This is a genomic window from Pseudomonas sp. ANT_J28 (assembly GCF_008370005.1).
Lineage (GTDB): Bacteria > Pseudomonadota > Gammaproteobacteria > Pseudomonadales > Pseudomonadaceae > Aquipseudomonas > Aquipseudomonas frigoris.
Genome location: NZ_VOBM01000008.1, coordinates 62,183 through 79,210 on the forward strand (window position 1 = coordinate 62,183; position 17,028 = coordinate 79,210).

Genomic DNA, 17,028 nt, shown 5'->3' on the forward strand with positions numbered 1-17,028 from the left:
GGTCGGCCACCAACGATCCTTTGTGAACTACCCATTTCAAGAGCGCCCCCTTATGATGTCCCCCAGACTCTTTACCCTGCGATGACCCATGGCCGATTCTGCTTTTTTCTGCACCCTGTCTCACGAAGGCGTTCTCGCAGTACGCGGCGCGGATGCCAGTAAATTCCTGCAAGGCCAATTGACCTGCAACCTCAATTACCTGAGTGACACCCAGGCCAGCCTCGGCGCCCGCTGCACGCAGAAGGGCCGGATGCAGTCGAGTTTCCGCATCCTGCTGGAAGGCGACGGCGTTCTGCTGGCCATGGCCACCGAACTGCTGGAACCGCAACTGGCGGACCTGAAAAAGTACGCGGTATTTTCCAAGTCCAAACTGACCGATGAAAGCGCCGCCTGGGTCCGCTTCGGCATCGACCACGGCGATACGGCACTGATCAGCCTCGGTCTTGATCTTCCGGCTGACACCGACAGCGTCGTGCGCAATGACGGCTTGATCGCCATTCGCGTCTCGCCGAACCGCGCCGAACTCTGGGTCGCCGCTGACAAGGCCGCCCTTATCAAGGGCAAGCTGTCCGCCGTATTGGCCGAAGGCGATCTGAATCAATGGCTGTTGGGCCAGATCCGTGCAGGGATCGGCCAGGTCATGCCGAGCACCCGCGAACTGTTCATCCCGCAAATGCTCAATCTGCAAGCCGTAGGTGGCGTGAGCTTCAAGAAAGGTTGCTACACCGGCCAGGAAATCGTCGCGCGCATGCAGTACCTGGGCAAACTCAAGCGCCGCTTGTATCGCCTGAAACTGGATGCCAACGAGTTGCCTGAACCTGGTACGCCACTGTTCTCCCCGACCCATGGCAGTTCCATCGGTGAAGTGGTGCTGGCCGCCCGCGCCGAACAAAACATTGAACTCCTGGCCGTGCTGCAAGCCGAAGCAGCAGAAGGGGGTGATATCCATCTGGGCGCGCTCGAAGGGCCAGCCCTGCACCTGCTCGACCTGCCGTACCCACTGGATCGCGATCGCGAAATCCAGCGCTAACAGCAGCACTTGTCGCAACACCTAGAGAAACGAAATGAGCGAGCTGGCGGAAAAGGTCCAACAGGATTTGGTTGAGGCCATCGATAACGATGACCTGGTTCTGCCAACGTTACCGGAAGTGGCCCTGCAGATTCGCAAGGCCGCTGAAGACCCGGAAATCAGTGTCAGCACCTTGAGCAAGGTGATCGGCCGGGATACCGCGCTGTCGGCACGCCTGATCAAAGTGGTCAATAGCCCGCTGTTGCGCGCTACCCAGGAAGTCACTGATCTGCACACGGCGATCACTCGACTGGGTGTCAATTACAGCAGCAACCTGGCCATCGGCCTGGTCATGGAGCAGATTTTCCATGCCCGCTCCGAGGTGGTGGAGCAGAAAATGCGAGAAGTCTGGCGCAAAAGCCTGGAAATCGCCGGAGTCAGCTACGCCCTGTGCCGCCGCTACACCCAACTAAAACCCGATCAGGCAGCCCTTGGCGGACTGGTGCACCAGATCGGTGTGCTGCCGATCCTGACCTACGCTGAAGATCACTATGAACTGCTGGCTGACCCGGTCAGCCTCAACCATGTGATCGATCACATTCATCCACTGCTCGGCGATAAACTGCTCAGGGTCTGGGAATTTCCGGAAATGCTGGTACAGCTGCCGGGGCTTTATCTGGACTTCAATCGACAGTCCGAGCGGGTCGACTATGTCGATCTGGTGCAAGTGGCCAGCCTGTATTGCCACAAGGACACCGACCATCCCCTCGCCCGCATCGACGCATTCAGCGTGCCGGCGTTCAAAAAGCTGGGGATTGATCCGGAGAACGAGGCGATGTGTCGGGATCTGGAAGAATCGCGGTCGATGTTTTATTAGTCGAGACCGTAGCGCGCCCTTCGCGAGCAAGCCCGCTCCCACACTTGACCGAGTTCTTCATGGAAAAATGCGATCAAATGTGGGAGCGGCCTTGCTCGCGAAGGGGTCAGCCCAGACACCAAAAAACTACCCCGCAATAAAACTCACCCGCACCTTCAACCCGGCCTGTTGGCCATCGTGCAGGCTGATTTGAGCCAGGTGCGCGCGGCAGATCTCGCCGACAATCGCCAGCCCCAACCCCGAACCGGCCACCTGCTGGTTACGCCGGTAAAAGCGCTCGAACACCCGATCGCGCTCTTCAAGAGGAATGCCTGGGCCGTCGTCCTCGACCTCCAACACGGCTGGTGCCGTGACCCGGAGAATGACGTTGCCACCCGACGGTGTATGGGCCAGCGCGTTGTCCACCAGATTACTCAACAGTTCGTTCAACAGCGTTGGCTCGCCGCGCAACCACACCGGCTCATCCGCTTCCAGCGCCAGCGCCACACCGCGAGCATGGGCCAGCGGTGCCATGGCCATGCCGAGTTCGCGAGCCAGCTGACTGAGATCAAGCAACTGCGCGCCGCCCTCGGCGATGGCCCGGGCACCATTTTCGACCCGTGCCAGCGAGAGCAATTGATTGGCAAGGTGGGTTAATCGGTCCGTGCCTTGGGCGGCGGCTTCCAATGTACTGCGCCAGGTTTCAGGTTCGGTCGAGCGCAAGCCCAGTTCCAGTCGTGCCTTCAACGCCGCCAGGGGAGTACGTAGCTCATGGGCGGCATCGGCGATGAACTGCGCCTGACGCTCGAACTGCCCGCGCAAGCGCTCGGTAAAGTGATTGAGCGCGCGCACCAGTGGCCATAATTCGTGCTGAACTTCCACCAACGGTAATGGCCGCAGATCGTCCGACTGCCGCTCTTCCACCGCGGTGCGCAAGCGTTCCAGCGGACGCAACGCGGCGCTGACCGCAAACCACACCAACAACAACGCACCCACCGCCAGCATGCCCAGACGCAACAACGTGTCCGCCGCGAGGCTGCGGGCCATGCTGACCCGCGCCTCATCGGTTTCCGCCACGCGGATTTCCGCCATGCCGTTCATGTTCGGCTCGCTCACGGGTTTGAGCAGGCTCACCACACGTACGTTCTGCCCTTGGTATTTGGCGTTATAGAAACGCGCCAGTGCCGGATAGTCATCGGTGCGCGGCGTTCCCAGCGGCGGTGGCGGAAGGTTTTCGTAACCGGAGATCAGCTTCTGATTGATGTCGTTGACCAGGTAAAAAATCCGTCCTGCGCTGTCGTAGGCGAAGGTGTCAAGGGCAACGTACGGTACGTCGGCGCTCAGCGTGCCGTCACGCTGGGAGACGCCCGCAGCGATGGTCCTCGCAGAGGCCAGCAAGGTCCGGTCATAGGCGGTGTCGGCCGCTTCGCGACCGTTCCAGTAAGCGCTCAAACCACTGGCCAACATCAACACCACCAGCAACAGCGCCAGATTCCACAGCAACCGCCAGCGCAGGCTGCTGGGCTTATGCATCGCGGCTTTCCAGCAAGTAGCCGAGACCGCGGAAGGTCACGATGACCACCGGTTGGCCGTCTAGCTTTTTGCGCAGGCGATGGACATAAATCTCGATGGCGTCGGGGCTGGCTTCTTCGTCCAGTCCGAAGACTTGCGAGGCCAACTGCTCTTTGCTCATCACCCGACCGGGACGGGCAATCAGGGCTTCGAGCACCGCCTGCTCGCGGGAGGTCAGGGTCAGCAACTCTTCGCCGAGGGTGAAGCGCCGAGTGTCCAGGTCATAGGCCAGCACACCGCAGCGCTGCAGGCGTTCACCGCCGAGCACACTGCGGCGCAGCAAGGCTTTGACCCGGGCTTCGAGTTCAGTCAGTTCGAATGGTTTGGCCAGGTAATCGTCAGCGCCAAGGTTCAGGCCGTGGACCCGATCCTTGACGTCGCTGCGAGCGGTCAACATCAACACTGGCAGGTTCTTGCCCCGCGCCCGCAGGCGCGCCAGCACTTCGAAGCCATCCATGCGCGGCAGGCCGACGTCGAGGATCGCCATGGCGTATTCCTCGCTGCTCAACGCCAGGTCCGCCGCCACGCCGTCGTGCAGCACATCCACGGTCAGCCCGGTGCTCTTGAGCGCCTGGGCGACACTTTCGGCGAGCTGCAGATGATCTTCGACGAGCAGAACACGCATGGATTTTTACCTCGTTCAGGAAAGGTCGACGCCATTCTTTGGCGCGGAGTTTACAGCCGCAACCGCCGCTGTGAAGCCCGAAAGCCGTGAAAGTCTTCTGAAAGGTTAGCGAAAGGTTGGCCGGTTAGAGTCCAGCCACGGACAGTTTCGGCTGCCCGGCGCTAGCGCACATCTAGCGATACGAAAAACGCCTCGAAGCGTTTTCGCCAATAAGAACAATAATCGGAGTACTTCAAGATGCTGTCCATGCAGCTTCAGGCTTGCCCGCCTGCTCGCTTTTCCCGCCTCAGCCACACCGCCCTTGCCAGTGCCGCCGCCCTCGCCGGCTTTTCGCCGTTGAGCCAGGCTGCCTTCTTCGAAGACAGTACGGCGACCCTTGAAACCCGCAACATGTATTTCAACCGCGACTTTCGCAGCGGCACCAGCGCCCAACAATCCAAGCGTGACGAGTGGGCCCAGGGCTTTATGCTCAATCTGCAATCGGGCTACACCGACGGCACCGTGGGGTTTGGTGTCGATGCGTTGGGCATGCTGGGGGTCAAGCTCGATTCGAGCCCCGACCGCACCGGCACCGGCCTGCTGCCGACCCACGATGACGGTCGCGCCGCCGATGAATACTCCAAGCTTGGCCTGACCGGCAAAGTGAAAATCTCCGCCACGGAACTTAAAATCGGCAGCCTGATTCCGGAACTGCCGATCCTCAAGTCCAACGACGGACGCATCCTGCCGCAGACCTTCGAAGGCGGCATGCTCACCTCTAAAGAGATCAAGAACCTGACCTTCACCGGCGGGCGCCTGGAGAAAGCCAAGGACCGCGACAGCACCGACTTCGAGGACATCGCCCTCAACAACAAGAACAGCCGCTTCGCTGGCACCGCAGCCGGCAACCATTTCGACTTTGGCGGCGTGGACTACAAGTTCACCGACAAGATCACCGGCAGTTACCACTTTGCACAACTCGATGAAGTCTATAACCAGCACTTCCTCGGCATGGTGGCATCGGAAAAATTTGGCCCCGGCACTTTCGGCACAGATCTGCGCCTGGCCATCAGTGACGATCAGGGTGCGGCCCGTGGCGGCAAGATCGACAACAAATCCCTCAACGGCTTGGTGAGCTACGCCTTGAGCGGGCATAAATTCAGCGCCGGCTATCAGCACATGTCCGGCGACAGCGCGTTCCCTTATGTCGATGGCAGTGACCCGTATCTGGTCAACTTCGTTCAGATCAACGACTTTGCCGGCGCCGAAGAACATTCCTGGCAGGCACGCTACGACTACGACTTCGCCAAACTCGGCATCCCCGGCCTGAGTTTCATGAGCCGTTACGTGAGCGGTGACAACATCAAGCTCAAGAACGGTGACGAAGGCAAAGAGTGGGAACGCAACACCGAAATCAAATACGTCGTACAAAGCGGCGCGCTCAAGGATGTCGCCGTGCGCCTGCGTAATGCCACTTACCGTTCCAACTACTCCGCTCGCGATGCCGATGAAGTGCGTCTGCTGGTGAGCTATAGCGTTGCCCTTTGGTAATTGATTGAAATGCCGAAACCAAAAAAGATCGCAGCCTTCGGCAGCTCCTACACATCCTTACAACAAAAAAACCGTGGAGAATCCAATGAATTTGTCACTACGTAAAGTTGCTATCACCGCCAGCGCCCTGCTGTTCGCCGGCCAACTGATGGCCGAGCCCAAGCGCCCGGAGTGCATCGCCCCGGCCGCCCCCGGCGGCGGTTTCGACTTGACCTGCAAACTGGCGCAAAGCGCGCTGGTGAACCAGAAACTGCTGACCAAACCGATGCGCGTGACCTACATGCCCGGCGGTGTCGGCGCGGTGGCGTACAACGCGGTGGTCGCTCAGCGTCCAGCCGACGCTGGCACGCTGGTGGCATGGTCCAGCGGTTCGCTGTTGAACCTGGCCCAAGGTAAGTTCGGTCGTTTCGATGAAAACGCCGTGCGCTGGCTGGCCGCCGTCGGCACCAGCTATGGCGCCATCGCGGTGAAAAGCGATTCGCCTTACAAGAACCTGGACGATCTCGTTCAAGCGCTGAAGAAAGATCCAAGCAAAGTGGTGATCGGTTCCGGCGGCACCGTCGGCAGCCAGGACTGGATGCAGACCGCGCTGATCGCCAAGGCTGCCGGGATCAACCCGCGCGACCTGCGTTACGTCGCCCTCGAAGGCGGCGGTGAAATCGCCACCGCCCTGCTCGGCGGCCACATCCAGGTCGGCAGCACCGACATCTCCGACTCCATGCCGCACATCCAGAGCGGTGACATGCGCCTGCTGGCTGTGTTCTCCGAGAAGCGTCTGGACGAGCCGGAAATGAAAGACATTCCGACCGCCAAAGAACAAGGCTACGACATCGTCTGGCCAGTGGTTCGGGGCTTCTACCTCGGGCCAAAGGTCAGCGACGAAGACTACGCCTGGTGGAAAGACGCTTTCGACAAACTGCTCGCCTCCGAGGACTTCGCCAAGCTTCGCGATCAGCGTGAACTGTTCCCGTTCGCCATGACCGGCCCGGAGCTGGACACCTACGTGAAGAAGCAGGTCGCGGACTACAAAGTGCTGGCCAAAGAGTTCGGCCTGATCCAGTGATCGCCTCTGTCTAGCGGCTGCGGCCCCGTTTGCGCGGGGCTGCGGCACAGGAGTTTCCCATGCTCTTACAACGCATTTTTGCTTCGGTGCTGTTACTGGCCTGTGTTGGCCTCGCGCTGATGGCGTGGCCGTACCAAGCGGCTTTTTCCTACGAACCGGTGGGGCCTCGGGCCTTCCCGCTGTTGATGCTCGGACTGATGGGCCTGGCGCTTTTGTACATGGTGTTTCGTCCCGCACCGATCAAGCACAACCCTGACGAACCGCCGATGGACCGCGAAACCCTGACCAAAATCGGCATCTGCGTGGTGTTGTTGCTGGTGTTCGCGGGTACCTTCGAACCCCTTGGTTTCATTGTCGCGAGCATCCTGATCGGTATCCCGATGGCGCGCCTGTACGGCGGCCGCTGGTTGCCCAGTGTGGTGATCATCAGCCTGATGGCTGTCGGCCTTTACTTGCTGTTCGACAAGGTGATGGACGTGCCACTGCCGTTGGGCGTGCTCGACGTTCTGGAGAACTGATATGGATACTCTTGGCTATTTGGGACAAGGGTTTGGCGTTGCGCTGACCCCGTACAACCTGGTGACTGCGCTCTGCGGCACCCTCATCGGCACCGTGGTCGGCCTGTTGCCGGGCCTGGGCCCGATCAACGGCGTGGCGCTGCTGATCCCGATCGCGTTCGCCCTCGGTCTGCCACCGGAGTCGGCGCTGATTCTGCTGGCGGCGGTGTACCTGGGTTGTGAATACGGCGGCCGGATCAGCTCGATCCTGCTGAACATTCCCGGCGAAGCCTCCACCGTGATGACCACCCTCGACGGCTACCCGATGGCCCGCAAAGGTCTGGCCGGTGTAGCGCTGTCGTTGTCGGCGTGGAGTTCGTTTATCGGTGCGTTCATCGCCACCTGCGGCATGGTGCTGTTCGCCCCGTTGCTGGCGAAATGGGCGATTGCCTTTGGCCCGGCCGAATATTTCGTGTTGATGGTGTTTGCGATTGTCTGCCTGGGCGGCATGGCCGGTGACCGACCGCTGAAGACCTTTATTGCCGCGTTGATCGGGTTGTTTCTGTCGAGCGTCGGGATCGATGCCAACAGCGGCGTGTACCGTTTCACCGGGGACAACATCCACCTGACCGACGGCATTCAATTCGTTGTGTTGGTGCTGGGCCTGTTCTCCATCAGTGAAATCCTCCTGCTGCTGGAAAAAACCCATCACGGTCAGGAAGCGGTGAAAGCCACCGGGCGCATGATGTTCAACTTCAAGGAAGCGTCGGCGGTGTTCGTAGTGAACATCCGTTGCGGTGTGCTGGGCTTCATCATGGGCGTGTTGCCGGGTGCGGGCGCGACGCTCGCCAGTGCCGTGGCCTACATGACAGAGAAACGTATCGCTGGCGCCAAGGGTACGTTCGGTCAGGGTGACATGCGCGGCCTCGCCGCGCCGGAAACCGCCATCGGTGGCGCGGCCTGCGGCGCGCTGGTGCCAATGCTGACCCTCGGTGTTCCGGGCTCGGGCACCACGGCGGTGATGATCGGCGCACTGTCGCTGTACAACATCACCCCGGGTCCGCTGCTGTTCCAACAGCAACCGGACATCGTCTGGGGCCTGATCGCTTCGTTGTTCGTCGCCAACATCATGCTGGTGATCCTCAACATCCCGATGATCCGCATCTTCACCCGCATCCTTGCCGTGCCGAACTGGGCGCTGGTGCCGGTGATCGCGATCATTACCGGGATCGGCGTCTACGCGGTGCACGCCACCACCTTCGACCTGTTCCTGATGATCGGCATCGGCATCTTCGGTTACATCCTGCGCAAGCTGGACTTCCCGTTATCGCCGGTCCTGTTGGGCTTCATTCTCGGCGGCCTGATGGAGCAGAACCTGCGTCGCGCCCTGTCGATTTCCAATGGTGCGCTGGAAATCCTCTGGTCGAGCCCGATCACCTTCGGCTGCTGGGTACTGACCGCGATCATGCTCCTGATGCCGATCATCCGAATCTGGCGCAAACGTTCGGTCGCCCGTCGCGCCATCGCCGATGTCTGATCGAACACCCTTCAAAGCCTGGTGGGGAACTCCGCTGGTCGGTCTGCTGGGCGGTTACCTGGCCAACCAGATCGGCTGGCCACTGCCGTGGATGGTCGGCTCGTTGCTGGCGATCATCCTGGTGCGTTGCCTGACACCCTGGCAATTGGCGGAAATCCCTGGCGGCCGCAAGTGCGGCCAGTGGATTGTCGGCATCGGCATCGGCCTGCACTTCACCCCGGTGGTGATGGAGCAGGTCCTGAGCCACTTCGGTCTGATCTTCTTCGGTGCGTTGGTCACCAGCCTGTCGGCGGTAGTCGGGGTCTGGTTGCTGCGGCGTACCGGTGAAGATCGCGCCACCGCGTTCTTTTCCAGCATGCCGGGCGGCTCCGGGGAGATGGTCAACCTCGGCGCGCGTAACGGCGCGGTGCTCAGTCGTGTTGCGGCGGGGCAAAGCCTGCGGGTGTTGGTGGTGGTGCTGTGTGTGCCGGCGGCGTTCAAGTATTTGTTGGGTGATGGTGCACCGCTGTCCCATGCCACTTCCGTTGACTGGCGCTGGCTGGCGCTTCTGTTTCCGGCGGGCGCCCTCGCCGCCTGGCTCTGGGAGCGTCTGCGTCAACCCAATCCGTGGCTGTTCGGGCCGTTGTTGGTGAGTGCCGCGGTGAGCATTGGCTGGGATCTGCACATCAGTTTGCCCAATGGCGGCAGCCAGATCGGGCAATGGCTGATTGGCAGCGGGTTGGGGTGTCACTTCAATCGGCAGTTTTTCCGGCGCGCCCCGTCGTTCATGGGCCGGACGTTGATTGGCACCGTGTTGACCATGTTGATCGCCACGTTGGCAGCATTGGGGTTGAGTGCGCTGACGCATTTGGATTTGCGTTCGCTGACGCTCGGCATGATGCCCGGCGGGATTGCGGAAATGAGCCTGACGGCAGAGACATTGCAGTTGTCGGTACCGCTGGTGACGGCGATGCAGGTGATGCGGCTGTTGTTTGTGTTGTTTCTGGCGGAGCCGTTGTTCAAGTATTGGAATCGGCAGCCGGATTCTGTCTGAAAGACCGAGTCGCCCCATTCGCGAGCAGGCTCGCACACAGGGTTCGCGTGATCCTTGTGGGAGCGAGCTTGCTCGCGATGCTTTTTAGACTGGCGGCAACCGCCACTCGATCGGCGTCTCGCCATTCTGCTCCAGAAACTTATTGGTTCGACTGAAGTGCCCGCACCCGAGGAAGCCTCGATAGGCGGACAACGGTGACGGATGCACCGACGTCAGCACCAGATGCTTGGTGGCATCGATCAGTTTCTGCTTGCTCTGGGCATGCGCGCCCCACAGCAGGAACACCAGATGTGGCTGGTGTTCGCTGACCACTTCGATAATCCGATCGGTAAAGTGTTGCCAGCCTTTGCCCGCATGGGCATTGGCGTTGGCGCGCTCCACGGTCATGGTGGTGTTGATCATCAGCACGCCCTGGTCAGCCCAGCTTTGCAGGCAACCGTGGGTCGGGATGTCGATATTCAGATCGCGTTTCAACTCTTTATAGATGTTCACCAGCGACGGCGGCGCCGGTACGCCCGGTTGCACCGAAAAGCACAAGCCGTGGGCCTGTCCCGGACCGTGGTACGGGTCTTGGCCGAGGATGACTACTTTGACCTTATCCAGTGGCGTCGAATTGAGCGCGTTGAAAATCATCGGTCCTGGAGGGTAGATTTCCTTGCCGGCCGCACGCTCCTCTTGCAGGAAGTTACGCAACTCTGCCATGTAGGGCTGGTCGAATTCGGCACGCAGTGCCTCCTTCCAGCTCGGTTCGAGTTTGATACGGTCGTCAGCAGTCATGGTTACATCCGGCAAAAACAATGGGGCGAACCCTAGGAAAGCCCATCACGCTTGTCAATTGATCTGACGCAGATCCGGCACTTTCCTGTACAGCGATCATACTGAACGCTCAAATTCCCGATCGAGGTCACGATGAATCTGCACTTCGAAGAACTCACTGGCACCGACGGCGCACGCATCGGAGTCGCCAGCCTGGATGCCGAAAGCTCCCTCAATGCCCTGTCCTTGCCGATGATCAACGCCTTGCGCGATCAACTGGACGTCTGGGCCAAAGAACCGCAAATCGTCTGCGTCGTGCTGCGCGGCAACGGTGCCAAAGCCTTTTGCGCCGGCGGTGAAGTACGCAGCCTGGTGGAAGCCTGTCGCGCCCATCCCGGCGAAGTGCCGCCGCTGGCAGCGCATTTCTTTGCGGCGGAATATCGTCTGGACTTCAATCTGCACACTTACCCTAAACCGCTGATCTGCTGGGGGCATGGCTATGTGCTCGGCGGCGGCATGGGGCTGCTGCAAGGGTCGAACATCCGGATTGTTACGCCGAGCAGCCGGTTGGCGATGCCGGAGATCAGTATCGGTTTGTACCCGGATGTCGGGGCCAGTTGGTTTCTGTCGCGCCTGCCCGGCAAGCTCGGATTGTTTCTCGGCCTGACCGGTGCCCATATGAACGGTCGCGATGCGATCGATCTCGACCTGGCCGACCGTTTCCTGCTCGATGAACAGCAGGAAGAGCTGATGGAAGGCCTGCTGCAGTTGAACTGGCAGGAACAGACGCCGATGCAACTGAACAGCCTGCTCAAGGCCTTGCAGCAGGAAGCGATCGAGCAAATGCCTGAAGCTCAGTGGCTACCGCGACGCCAGCAGATCGATGAGCTGCTGGATGTCAGTGACGTGCGCTGCGCCTGGAAAGCCATCAGCCAGCTGCGCGACAACACGGATCTGCTGCTCAGCCGTGCTGCGAAAACCATGAGCGAAGGCTCGCCCCTGACCGCTCATCTGGTGTGGGAACAGATCGCCCGCGCCCGGCACATGTCGCTGGCTCAAGTCTTTCAGATGGAATACACCATGAGCCTCAACTGCTGCCGTCATCCTGAGTTCAGCGAAGGCGTGCGCGCACGGTTGATCGACAAGGATCAAAAACCTCATTGGCACTGGCCAGATATCAATAATCTGCCGGATGCAGTGGTAGACGCGCATTTCCACAAGGCCTGGGAAGGCCGGCATCCTCTGGCCGATCTGTAGGAATACTGAAATCCGGGCATAAAAAAGCGGCGCTTCATGCGCCGCTTTTTTTATGAGTGTTTAACGGTGGCCGCCTCGGCCATCGTGATCACCGCGACCGTTGTGGTCGCCCCATCCGCCGTGATTATTGCGTCCACCATTGCCACGGTAGTCGTTGTTCCAACCGCCACGGTTACGGCCGTCCCAACCCTGATTCTGATGGGCCCGATAGTCGCCTCGTTGCGGCTGGTAATAGCGTGGTGCAGGTTGATAAACCCGCGGCTGGTAGTAATACCGCGGTGTTGGCTGGTAATACCGCGCTGGCGGTGCGTAGTACCGGCGTGGTTGCGTGTAATAACCGCCGCCGCTTGAATAGTAAGGTCCGCCATCATAATAGGCTGGCGAGGTATAGACCTCGGAACTGTAGTAGCTGGCTCCTCCATCGGAATAAGGCACACATGCACCAAGAGACAATCCCAATACAGCAATCAGAAGAATTCGCAGATACATGGCGGCCTCCTGGACCGCGAGTGAGCCACACCAGCGACGCTGACAGGCGACAGTCAATTATTCGGTGACTGTCGAAAGATCAGACATCGTTTTTCAAATCTGGTGCGTTCCTGAAACAGATTGAAACAAGTCGTCGATGAAAGGTTTTTCATCCATTCACCTGCTGATTAATGGTGGCCACCGCGATATCCACCACCGTAATGACGTGTCCACCGGCATCGTAGTAGCACCGGATATCCCAAGACCCAGAACAACACCCAGCAACAGTCGACGAAACATGGCGGCCTCCTGAAAGACCCACAGCCGGAACAGGCCGGCTGACACCTGTTTTGACTGGCAATGCTGCGCCGAGTGCCGAGCCGCCTGGACCTTCTGATCAGCGGCCGGCCCGATCCATTGCGGTGCACCCACGCACCATCACAAGGCAACGCCGCCACCTCTCCCCAACGCACCAATTGCGTAATCGCCCACGCTAGAGCGCTCAAGCCGACTTGGCACGGCTCTCGCTTTAGCAAAGACGTGCAGGAGTCATCACAGGTTCGCGGCACCACAATTTGCAATGGCTGACTAGGGTTCCGGCTCGCTAAGGCGAGTGGCTGGTCCGAGAGTTGGCGACCTCCAGTTGAGGTTACACGGCGGGACAAAAGCCCGGGAGACAAGCCACCGTTCGCGGTGCCGCGTTGACTCCTGCCCGCCCTTGATCAACTGGAGAACCACCCATGCTCAAGCTTCGTTTACCCGCCCTGCTCGCCGCTGCATTCGCAGCCCTCGTGAGCGTCTCGTCCCAGGCCGCCCAGAAAGACCACTTCAGCGTTTGCTGGACCATCTACGCCGGCTGGATGCCGTGGGAGTACGCAGGCAGCCAAGGCATCGTCGATAAATGGGCAAAGAAGTACGGCATCAAGATTGATGTGGTGCAGCTCAATGACTATGTCGAATCCATCAACCAATACACCGCTGGCCAATTCGACGGTTGCACCATGACCAACATGGACGCGCTGACCATTCCGGCAGCCGGTGGCGTCGACAGCACCGCGCTGATCGTCAGCGACTTCTCCAATGGCAACGACGGCATCGTGCTCAAAGGCGACGGCAAGAAAGTCACCGACCTCAAAGGCATGGACGTCAATCTGGTGGAACTCTCGGTTTCCCACTACTTGCTGGCCCGGGCGCTGGATTCGGTCGATCTCACCGAGAAAGACCTGAAAGTGGTCAACACCTCCGACGCCGACATCTCGGCGGCCTTCAACACCGATCAGGTCAACGCCGTCACCACCTGGAACCCGATGCTTTCGGACATCAAGGCCAAGCCTGCGGTGACCGAAGTGTTCAACTCCAGCCAGATCCCCGGCGAAATCATGGACATGATGGTGGTCAACTCATCGACCCTCAAAGACAACCCGGCGCTGGGCAAAGCATTGACCGGCGCCTGGTTCGAAGTGGTCGAGTTGATGAACGCCAAAAACGCCGCCAGCAAAACCGCGCTCGAACACATGGCCAAAGCCTCGGGCACCGATCTGGCCGGTTTCCAGTCGCAACTGGACACCACCAAATTGTTCGCCACCCCCAAAGAAGCCCTGGCGTTCTCCACCAGCAAGCAACTGCCGGAAACCATGCGCAAGGTGGCTGAGTTCTCGTTCCAGCACGGCTTGCTCGGTGAAGGCGCCAAGGACACCAGCGCGGTCGGCATGGCGTTCGCCAATGGCGTGACCAGCGGCGACAAGACCAACCTCAAGCTGCGCTTCGACCCGACCTACGTGCAGATGGCCGCCGACGCGAAGCTGTAATCAGGAGGACCTGGCCATGCGCCTGATCAATCGCCACCCGGATCGCCCGAGTCGCCTGCTATTGGTGATCCTGCCGTTCGCCCTAGTGCTGTTCGCCTACTTCATGGGCTCGGCCGAGCGGCTGACGGACAACCCCAATGACAAGCTGTTGCCGAGCGCCGTGCAGATGACCGACGCGGTGAAACGCCTGGCGTTCACCGCCGACACCCGCACCGGTGAATACGTGTTGTGGCAAGACACCGCTTCAAGCCTGCGACGCCTGGCCATCGGCCTCGGCATCAGCGCGCTGGCCGGGCTGTGCCTGGGGATTGCCGCCGGTACGCTGCCGCTGTTCGGCGCGCCGTTGTCGCCGTTGCTGACGGTGCTGTCGATGGTGCCGCCGCTGGCGATTCTGCCGATTCTGTTCATCGTGTTCGGGCTGGGGGAATTGTCGAAAGTGATGCTGATCGTGATCGGCATCACCCCGTGCCTCGCTCGCGATCTGGAGCAACGCGCCCGGGAAATACCGGTCGAGTTGCTGATCAAGGCCCAGACCCTCGGCGCCTCGACCTGGACACTGATGCTGCGTGTGGTGCTGCCGCAATTGCTGCCACGCTTGTTGATCTCGCTGCGGCTGATGCTTGGCTCGGCGTGGTTGTTCCTGATCGCCGCCGAAGCCATCGCCTCCACCGACGGCCTCGGTTACCGGATTTTCCTGGTGCGCCGTTACCTGGCGATGGACGTGATTTTGCCCTACGTGGTGTGGATCACCCTGCTCGCCTGGCTGATGGATTGGGGCATGAAGCGCCTGACCCAACGGGCGTTCCCTTGGTATGAGGGGGCCCGCGCATGAGCTTCATCACGGTGAAAAACGTCTGGCAGCAATACGCCGATCAGGTGGTGCTCGAAGGGCTGAATCTGAACGTCAACGAGGGTGAATTCTGCACCTTGGTCGGCGCATCAGGTTGCGGCAAATCGACCTTCCTGCGGCTGTTGCTCGGCCAGGAACGCGCCAGTCGCGGCGAGATTCTGCTCGACGGCCAGGCCTTGGCCGGCGAGCCGGATGCCAGCCGTGGCGTGGTGTTTCAGCGCTACTCGGTGTTCCCGCACCTGACGGTTCTGGACAACGTCGTCCTGGGACTTGAACTGCCACGTTCGCCACTGCTCGGGCGGTTGTTCGGCAGCGCTAAAAAAGACGCATGCGAACAAGCCTCCGTGTTGCTGCACAAAGTCGGTCTCGGTCACTCGCTGGACAAGTACCCGGCGCAACTCTCCGGCGGCATGCAACAACGACTGGCGATTGCCCAGGCGCTGATCATGAAGCCGCGCGTGTTGCTGCTCGACGAACCGTTCGGCGCGCTCGATCCGGGCATCCGCAAAGACATGCACGGTTTGCTGCTGGAGCTGTGGCGCGAGACGCAACTGACGGTGTTCATGGTCACCCACGACCTGTCCGAAGGCTTCAGCCTCGGCACTCGCCTGTTGGTGTTCGACAAGGTCCGCGTCGACCCGCATGCCCCCGGTGCCTATGGCGCCCGCATCACTTACGACATCCCTTTGAACAGCGACCGCCGCGCCCATCGCGCCGCCGTCGACGCCTTGCCGGCTGAGCTGGCAGGCACGCTTCGTACCGCTTAAGAGGACTTTTGCACATGACTGATTCGACCCAACTGTTCCCGCCCTTCGCCGAAGAAATGCTCCCCGGCGGCGGCCATCGTTCTTTCGTGTTGAAACGCGGTCAATTGCTGCGTCTGACCGACCTGCAAGGGGGTGCCAACGTCAGCCTGACGCTGCTCAACGCTAACGAGAAAACCGAACGCCTGAACCTGCCCGACAGCCTCAAATGCCAACACACCGCCAAGCTCACCACCGGCCATTGCCTGTATTCGGACATGGGCCGCGTGCTGGCCGCCATCACTGCTGACACCTGCGGCTGGAGCGACAGCCTCGGCGGTGTGCTCTGCGCTGAAGAGGTCGCGGAAAAATACGGCCAGGGCCGCTATCAGGAACTGCGCAACGGCTTCTTCCGCAACGGCACCGACAACCTGTTGGTGGAGCTGGGCAAGTGGGGTTTGGGCCTGTCCGATTTGCTGATGACCTTAAACTTGTTCAGCCGGGTGAACGTCGATGAGGCCGGGCATTTTCACTTCGTCGAAGGCAATTCCAGGGCCGGTGACTACATCGAGTTGTATGCGCCGATGGACACGCTGGTGGTGCTCACCGCCCTGCAACATCCGATGGACCCTTCGCCTGAGTACGCGCCGAAACCATTGAAGTTGAGCTGGATGAACGCCGATGCCAGCGTCGCCGAACACTGCCGCACCTCGCGCCCGGAAAACGAGCGCGGCTTCATCAACACCGCCCGTCTGTTCGCCTGAGGATCGCTGCCATGTCACTCGCAATCGCTACCGCTCAACAGCTGCCCGAAACCGCGATCTACCGCGCCACCATCCCGGCCGGTGAACCGTGGCTGATGGAGGTCAAGTCTGGCCAGACTTTGCGCATCCTCGACCAGGAAGGCAATCAGGCCGTCGACACCTTGTTCTACAGCGTTGCCAACCCAAAGGAGCGCTACGACGTGCAACGCACGTTGCGCCGACAGAACAGCGTCTACCTGAGCACCGGCAGCGTGCTCTATTCCAACCTCGGCAAGCCGATGCTGACCATCGTCGCCGACACCTGCGGCCGTCACGACACCCTCGGCGGTGCCTGCGCGCAAGAGAGCAACACCGTGCGTTACGCGTTGGAGAAACGCTACATGCACAGCTGCCGCGATAACTACTTGCGCGCCTGCGTCCACGATGGACGACTGGGCAAGGGCGACATCGGGCCGAACATCAACTTCTTCATGAACGTACCGGTCACGGCGGATGGCGGGCTGACGTTTGAAGACGGGATTTCGGCGCCGGGCAAGTACGTCGACCTGCGGGCCGAGATGGACGTGATCGTGCTGATCTCCAACTGCCCGCAACTGAACAATCCATGCAATGCCTATAACCCCACCCCTGCGGAGCTGCTGGTATGGAACTGAAATTCGT

The 17,028-nt window shown here is 60.5% G+C and carries 17 protein-coding genes and 1 riboswitch; of the genes, 13 read left to right on the forward strand and 4 right to left on the reverse strand.

Annotation, left to right across the window (positions count from 1 at the left end):
- Positions 1-88: 88 nt before the first annotated feature.
- Entirely contained in the window at positions 89-1,030 is a 942-nt protein-coding gene (locus FQ187_RS07475; protein WP_149628970.1) for a folate-binding protein YgfZ, read from the forward strand.
- A 34-nt stretch (positions 1,031-1,064) separates the two neighbouring features.
- A complete protein-coding gene (locus tag FQ187_RS07480; RefSeq protein ID WP_149628971.1) occupies positions 1,065-1,886 on the forward strand; it encodes an HDOD domain-containing protein in 822 nt (273 codons plus the stop codon).
- 126 nt (positions 1,887-2,012) lie between these two features.
- Here FQ187_RS07480 and FQ187_RS07485 read toward each other — a convergent pair whose 3' ends face one another.
- On the reverse strand, positions 2,013-3,398 hold the full coding sequence (locus FQ187_RS07485; RefSeq protein WP_149628972.1) for a sensor histidine kinase: 1,386 nt from the start codon (positions 3,396-3,398) through the stop codon (positions 2,013-2,015).
- Positions 3,391-4,062 (reverse strand): response regulator, encoded by a 672-nt coding sequence (locus tag FQ187_RS07490; RefSeq protein ID WP_008153060.1) that lies wholly within the window; start codon positions 4,060-4,062, stop codon positions 3,391-3,393. The genes FQ187_RS07485 and FQ187_RS07490 overlap by 8 nt, the downstream gene beginning before the upstream one ends.
- 237 nt (positions 4,063-4,299) lie before the next feature.
- Here FQ187_RS07490 and FQ187_RS07495 point away from each other — a divergent pair, with 237 nt between their 5' ends.
- From FQ187_RS07495 to FQ187_RS07515, 5 genes are all read left to right on the forward strand, one after another.
- Positions 4,300-5,592, forward strand: a complete 1,293-nt coding sequence (locus tag FQ187_RS07495; protein WP_149628973.1) for an OprD family porin — start codon at positions 4,300-4,302, stop codon at positions 5,590-5,592.
- Positions 5,593-5,677: 85 nt separating this feature from the next.
- The gene (locus tag FQ187_RS07500; RefSeq protein WP_149628974.1) at positions 5,678-6,655 is read left to right on the forward strand and encodes a tripartite tricarboxylate transporter substrate binding protein; all 978 of its coding nucleotides are present in this window, start codon (positions 5,678-5,680) and stop codon (positions 6,653-6,655) included.
- Positions 6,656-6,714: 59 nt separating this feature from the next.
- A complete protein-coding gene (locus FQ187_RS07505; RefSeq protein WP_149628975.1) occupies positions 6,715-7,173 on the forward strand; it encodes a tripartite tricarboxylate transporter TctB family protein in 459 nt (152 codons plus the stop codon).
- Position 7,174: 1 nt separating this feature from the next.
- Positions 7,175-8,689, forward strand: coding sequence for a tripartite tricarboxylate transporter permease (locus FQ187_RS07510; protein ID WP_149628976.1), 1,515 nt, complete (start codon positions 7,175-7,177; stop codon positions 8,687-8,689).
- Positions 8,682-9,722 carry an AbrB family transcriptional regulator gene (locus FQ187_RS07515; RefSeq protein ID WP_149628977.1) on the forward strand — a complete coding sequence of 347 codons (1,041 nt, stop codon included), beginning with the start codon at positions 8,682-8,684 and terminating at the stop codon, positions 9,720-9,722. Before FQ187_RS07510 ends, FQ187_RS07515 begins: the two co-directional genes overlap by 8 nt.
- Positions 9,723-9,806: 84 nt before the next feature.
- Here FQ187_RS07515 and ung read toward each other — a convergent pair whose 3' ends face one another.
- Positions 9,807-10,499, reverse strand: coding sequence for a uracil-DNA glycosylase (ung, locus tag FQ187_RS07520; RefSeq protein WP_111450846.1), 693 nt, complete (start codon positions 10,497-10,499; stop codon positions 9,807-9,809).
- A gap of 132 nt (positions 10,500-10,631) precedes the next feature.
- On the opposite strand from ung, the gene FQ187_RS07525 reads away from it, so the two are divergent.
- Complete coding sequence (locus tag FQ187_RS07525; RefSeq protein ID WP_149628978.1) at positions 10,632-11,735, forward strand: enoyl-CoA hydratase/isomerase family protein; 1,104 nt, start codon at positions 10,632-10,634, stop codon at positions 11,733-11,735.
- 60 nt (positions 11,736-11,795) lie between these two features.
- Here FQ187_RS07525 and FQ187_RS07530 read toward each other — a convergent pair whose 3' ends face one another.
- Positions 11,796-12,224, reverse strand: coding sequence for a hypothetical protein (locus FQ187_RS07530; RefSeq protein ID WP_149628979.1), 429 nt, complete (start codon positions 12,222-12,224; stop codon positions 11,796-11,798).
- A gap of 556 nt (positions 12,225-12,780) precedes the next feature.
- Positions 12,781-12,881: riboswitch (guanidine-I (ykkC/yxkD leader) on the forward strand.
- A 62-nt stretch (positions 12,882-12,943) separates the two neighbouring features.
- Here FQ187_RS07530 and FQ187_RS07540 point away from each other — a divergent pair.
- The 5 genes from FQ187_RS07540 to FQ187_RS07560 are packed head-to-tail and all read left to right on the forward strand — an operon-like array spanning position 12,944 to position 17,021.
- Positions 12,944-14,011 (forward strand): putative urea ABC transporter substrate-binding protein, encoded by a 1,068-nt coding sequence (locus FQ187_RS07540; RefSeq protein ID WP_149628980.1) that lies wholly within the window; start codon positions 12,944-12,946, stop codon positions 14,009-14,011.
- A 16-nt stretch (positions 14,012-14,027) separates the two neighbouring features.
- Positions 14,028-14,843 (forward strand): ABC transporter permease, encoded by an 816-nt coding sequence (locus FQ187_RS07545; protein ID WP_149628981.1) that lies wholly within the window; start codon positions 14,028-14,030, stop codon positions 14,841-14,843.
- Entirely contained in the window at positions 14,840-15,628 is a 789-nt protein-coding gene (locus FQ187_RS07550; RefSeq protein WP_149628982.1) for an ABC transporter ATP-binding protein, read from the forward strand. The genes FQ187_RS07545 and FQ187_RS07550 overlap by 4 nt, the downstream gene beginning before the upstream one ends.
- Before the next feature lie 14 nt (positions 15,629-15,642).
- Positions 15,643-16,368, forward strand: coding sequence for an urea amidolyase associated protein UAAP1 (locus FQ187_RS07555; RefSeq protein ID WP_149628983.1), 726 nt, complete (start codon positions 15,643-15,645; stop codon positions 16,366-16,368).
- A gap of 11 nt (positions 16,369-16,379) precedes the next feature.
- Positions 16,380-17,021: an urea amidolyase associated protein UAAP2 gene (locus FQ187_RS07560; RefSeq protein ID WP_149628984.1), complete on the forward strand. Its 642-nt coding sequence runs from the start codon at positions 16,380-16,382 to the stop codon at positions 17,019-17,021.
- Positions 17,022-17,028 lie beyond the last annotated feature (7 nt).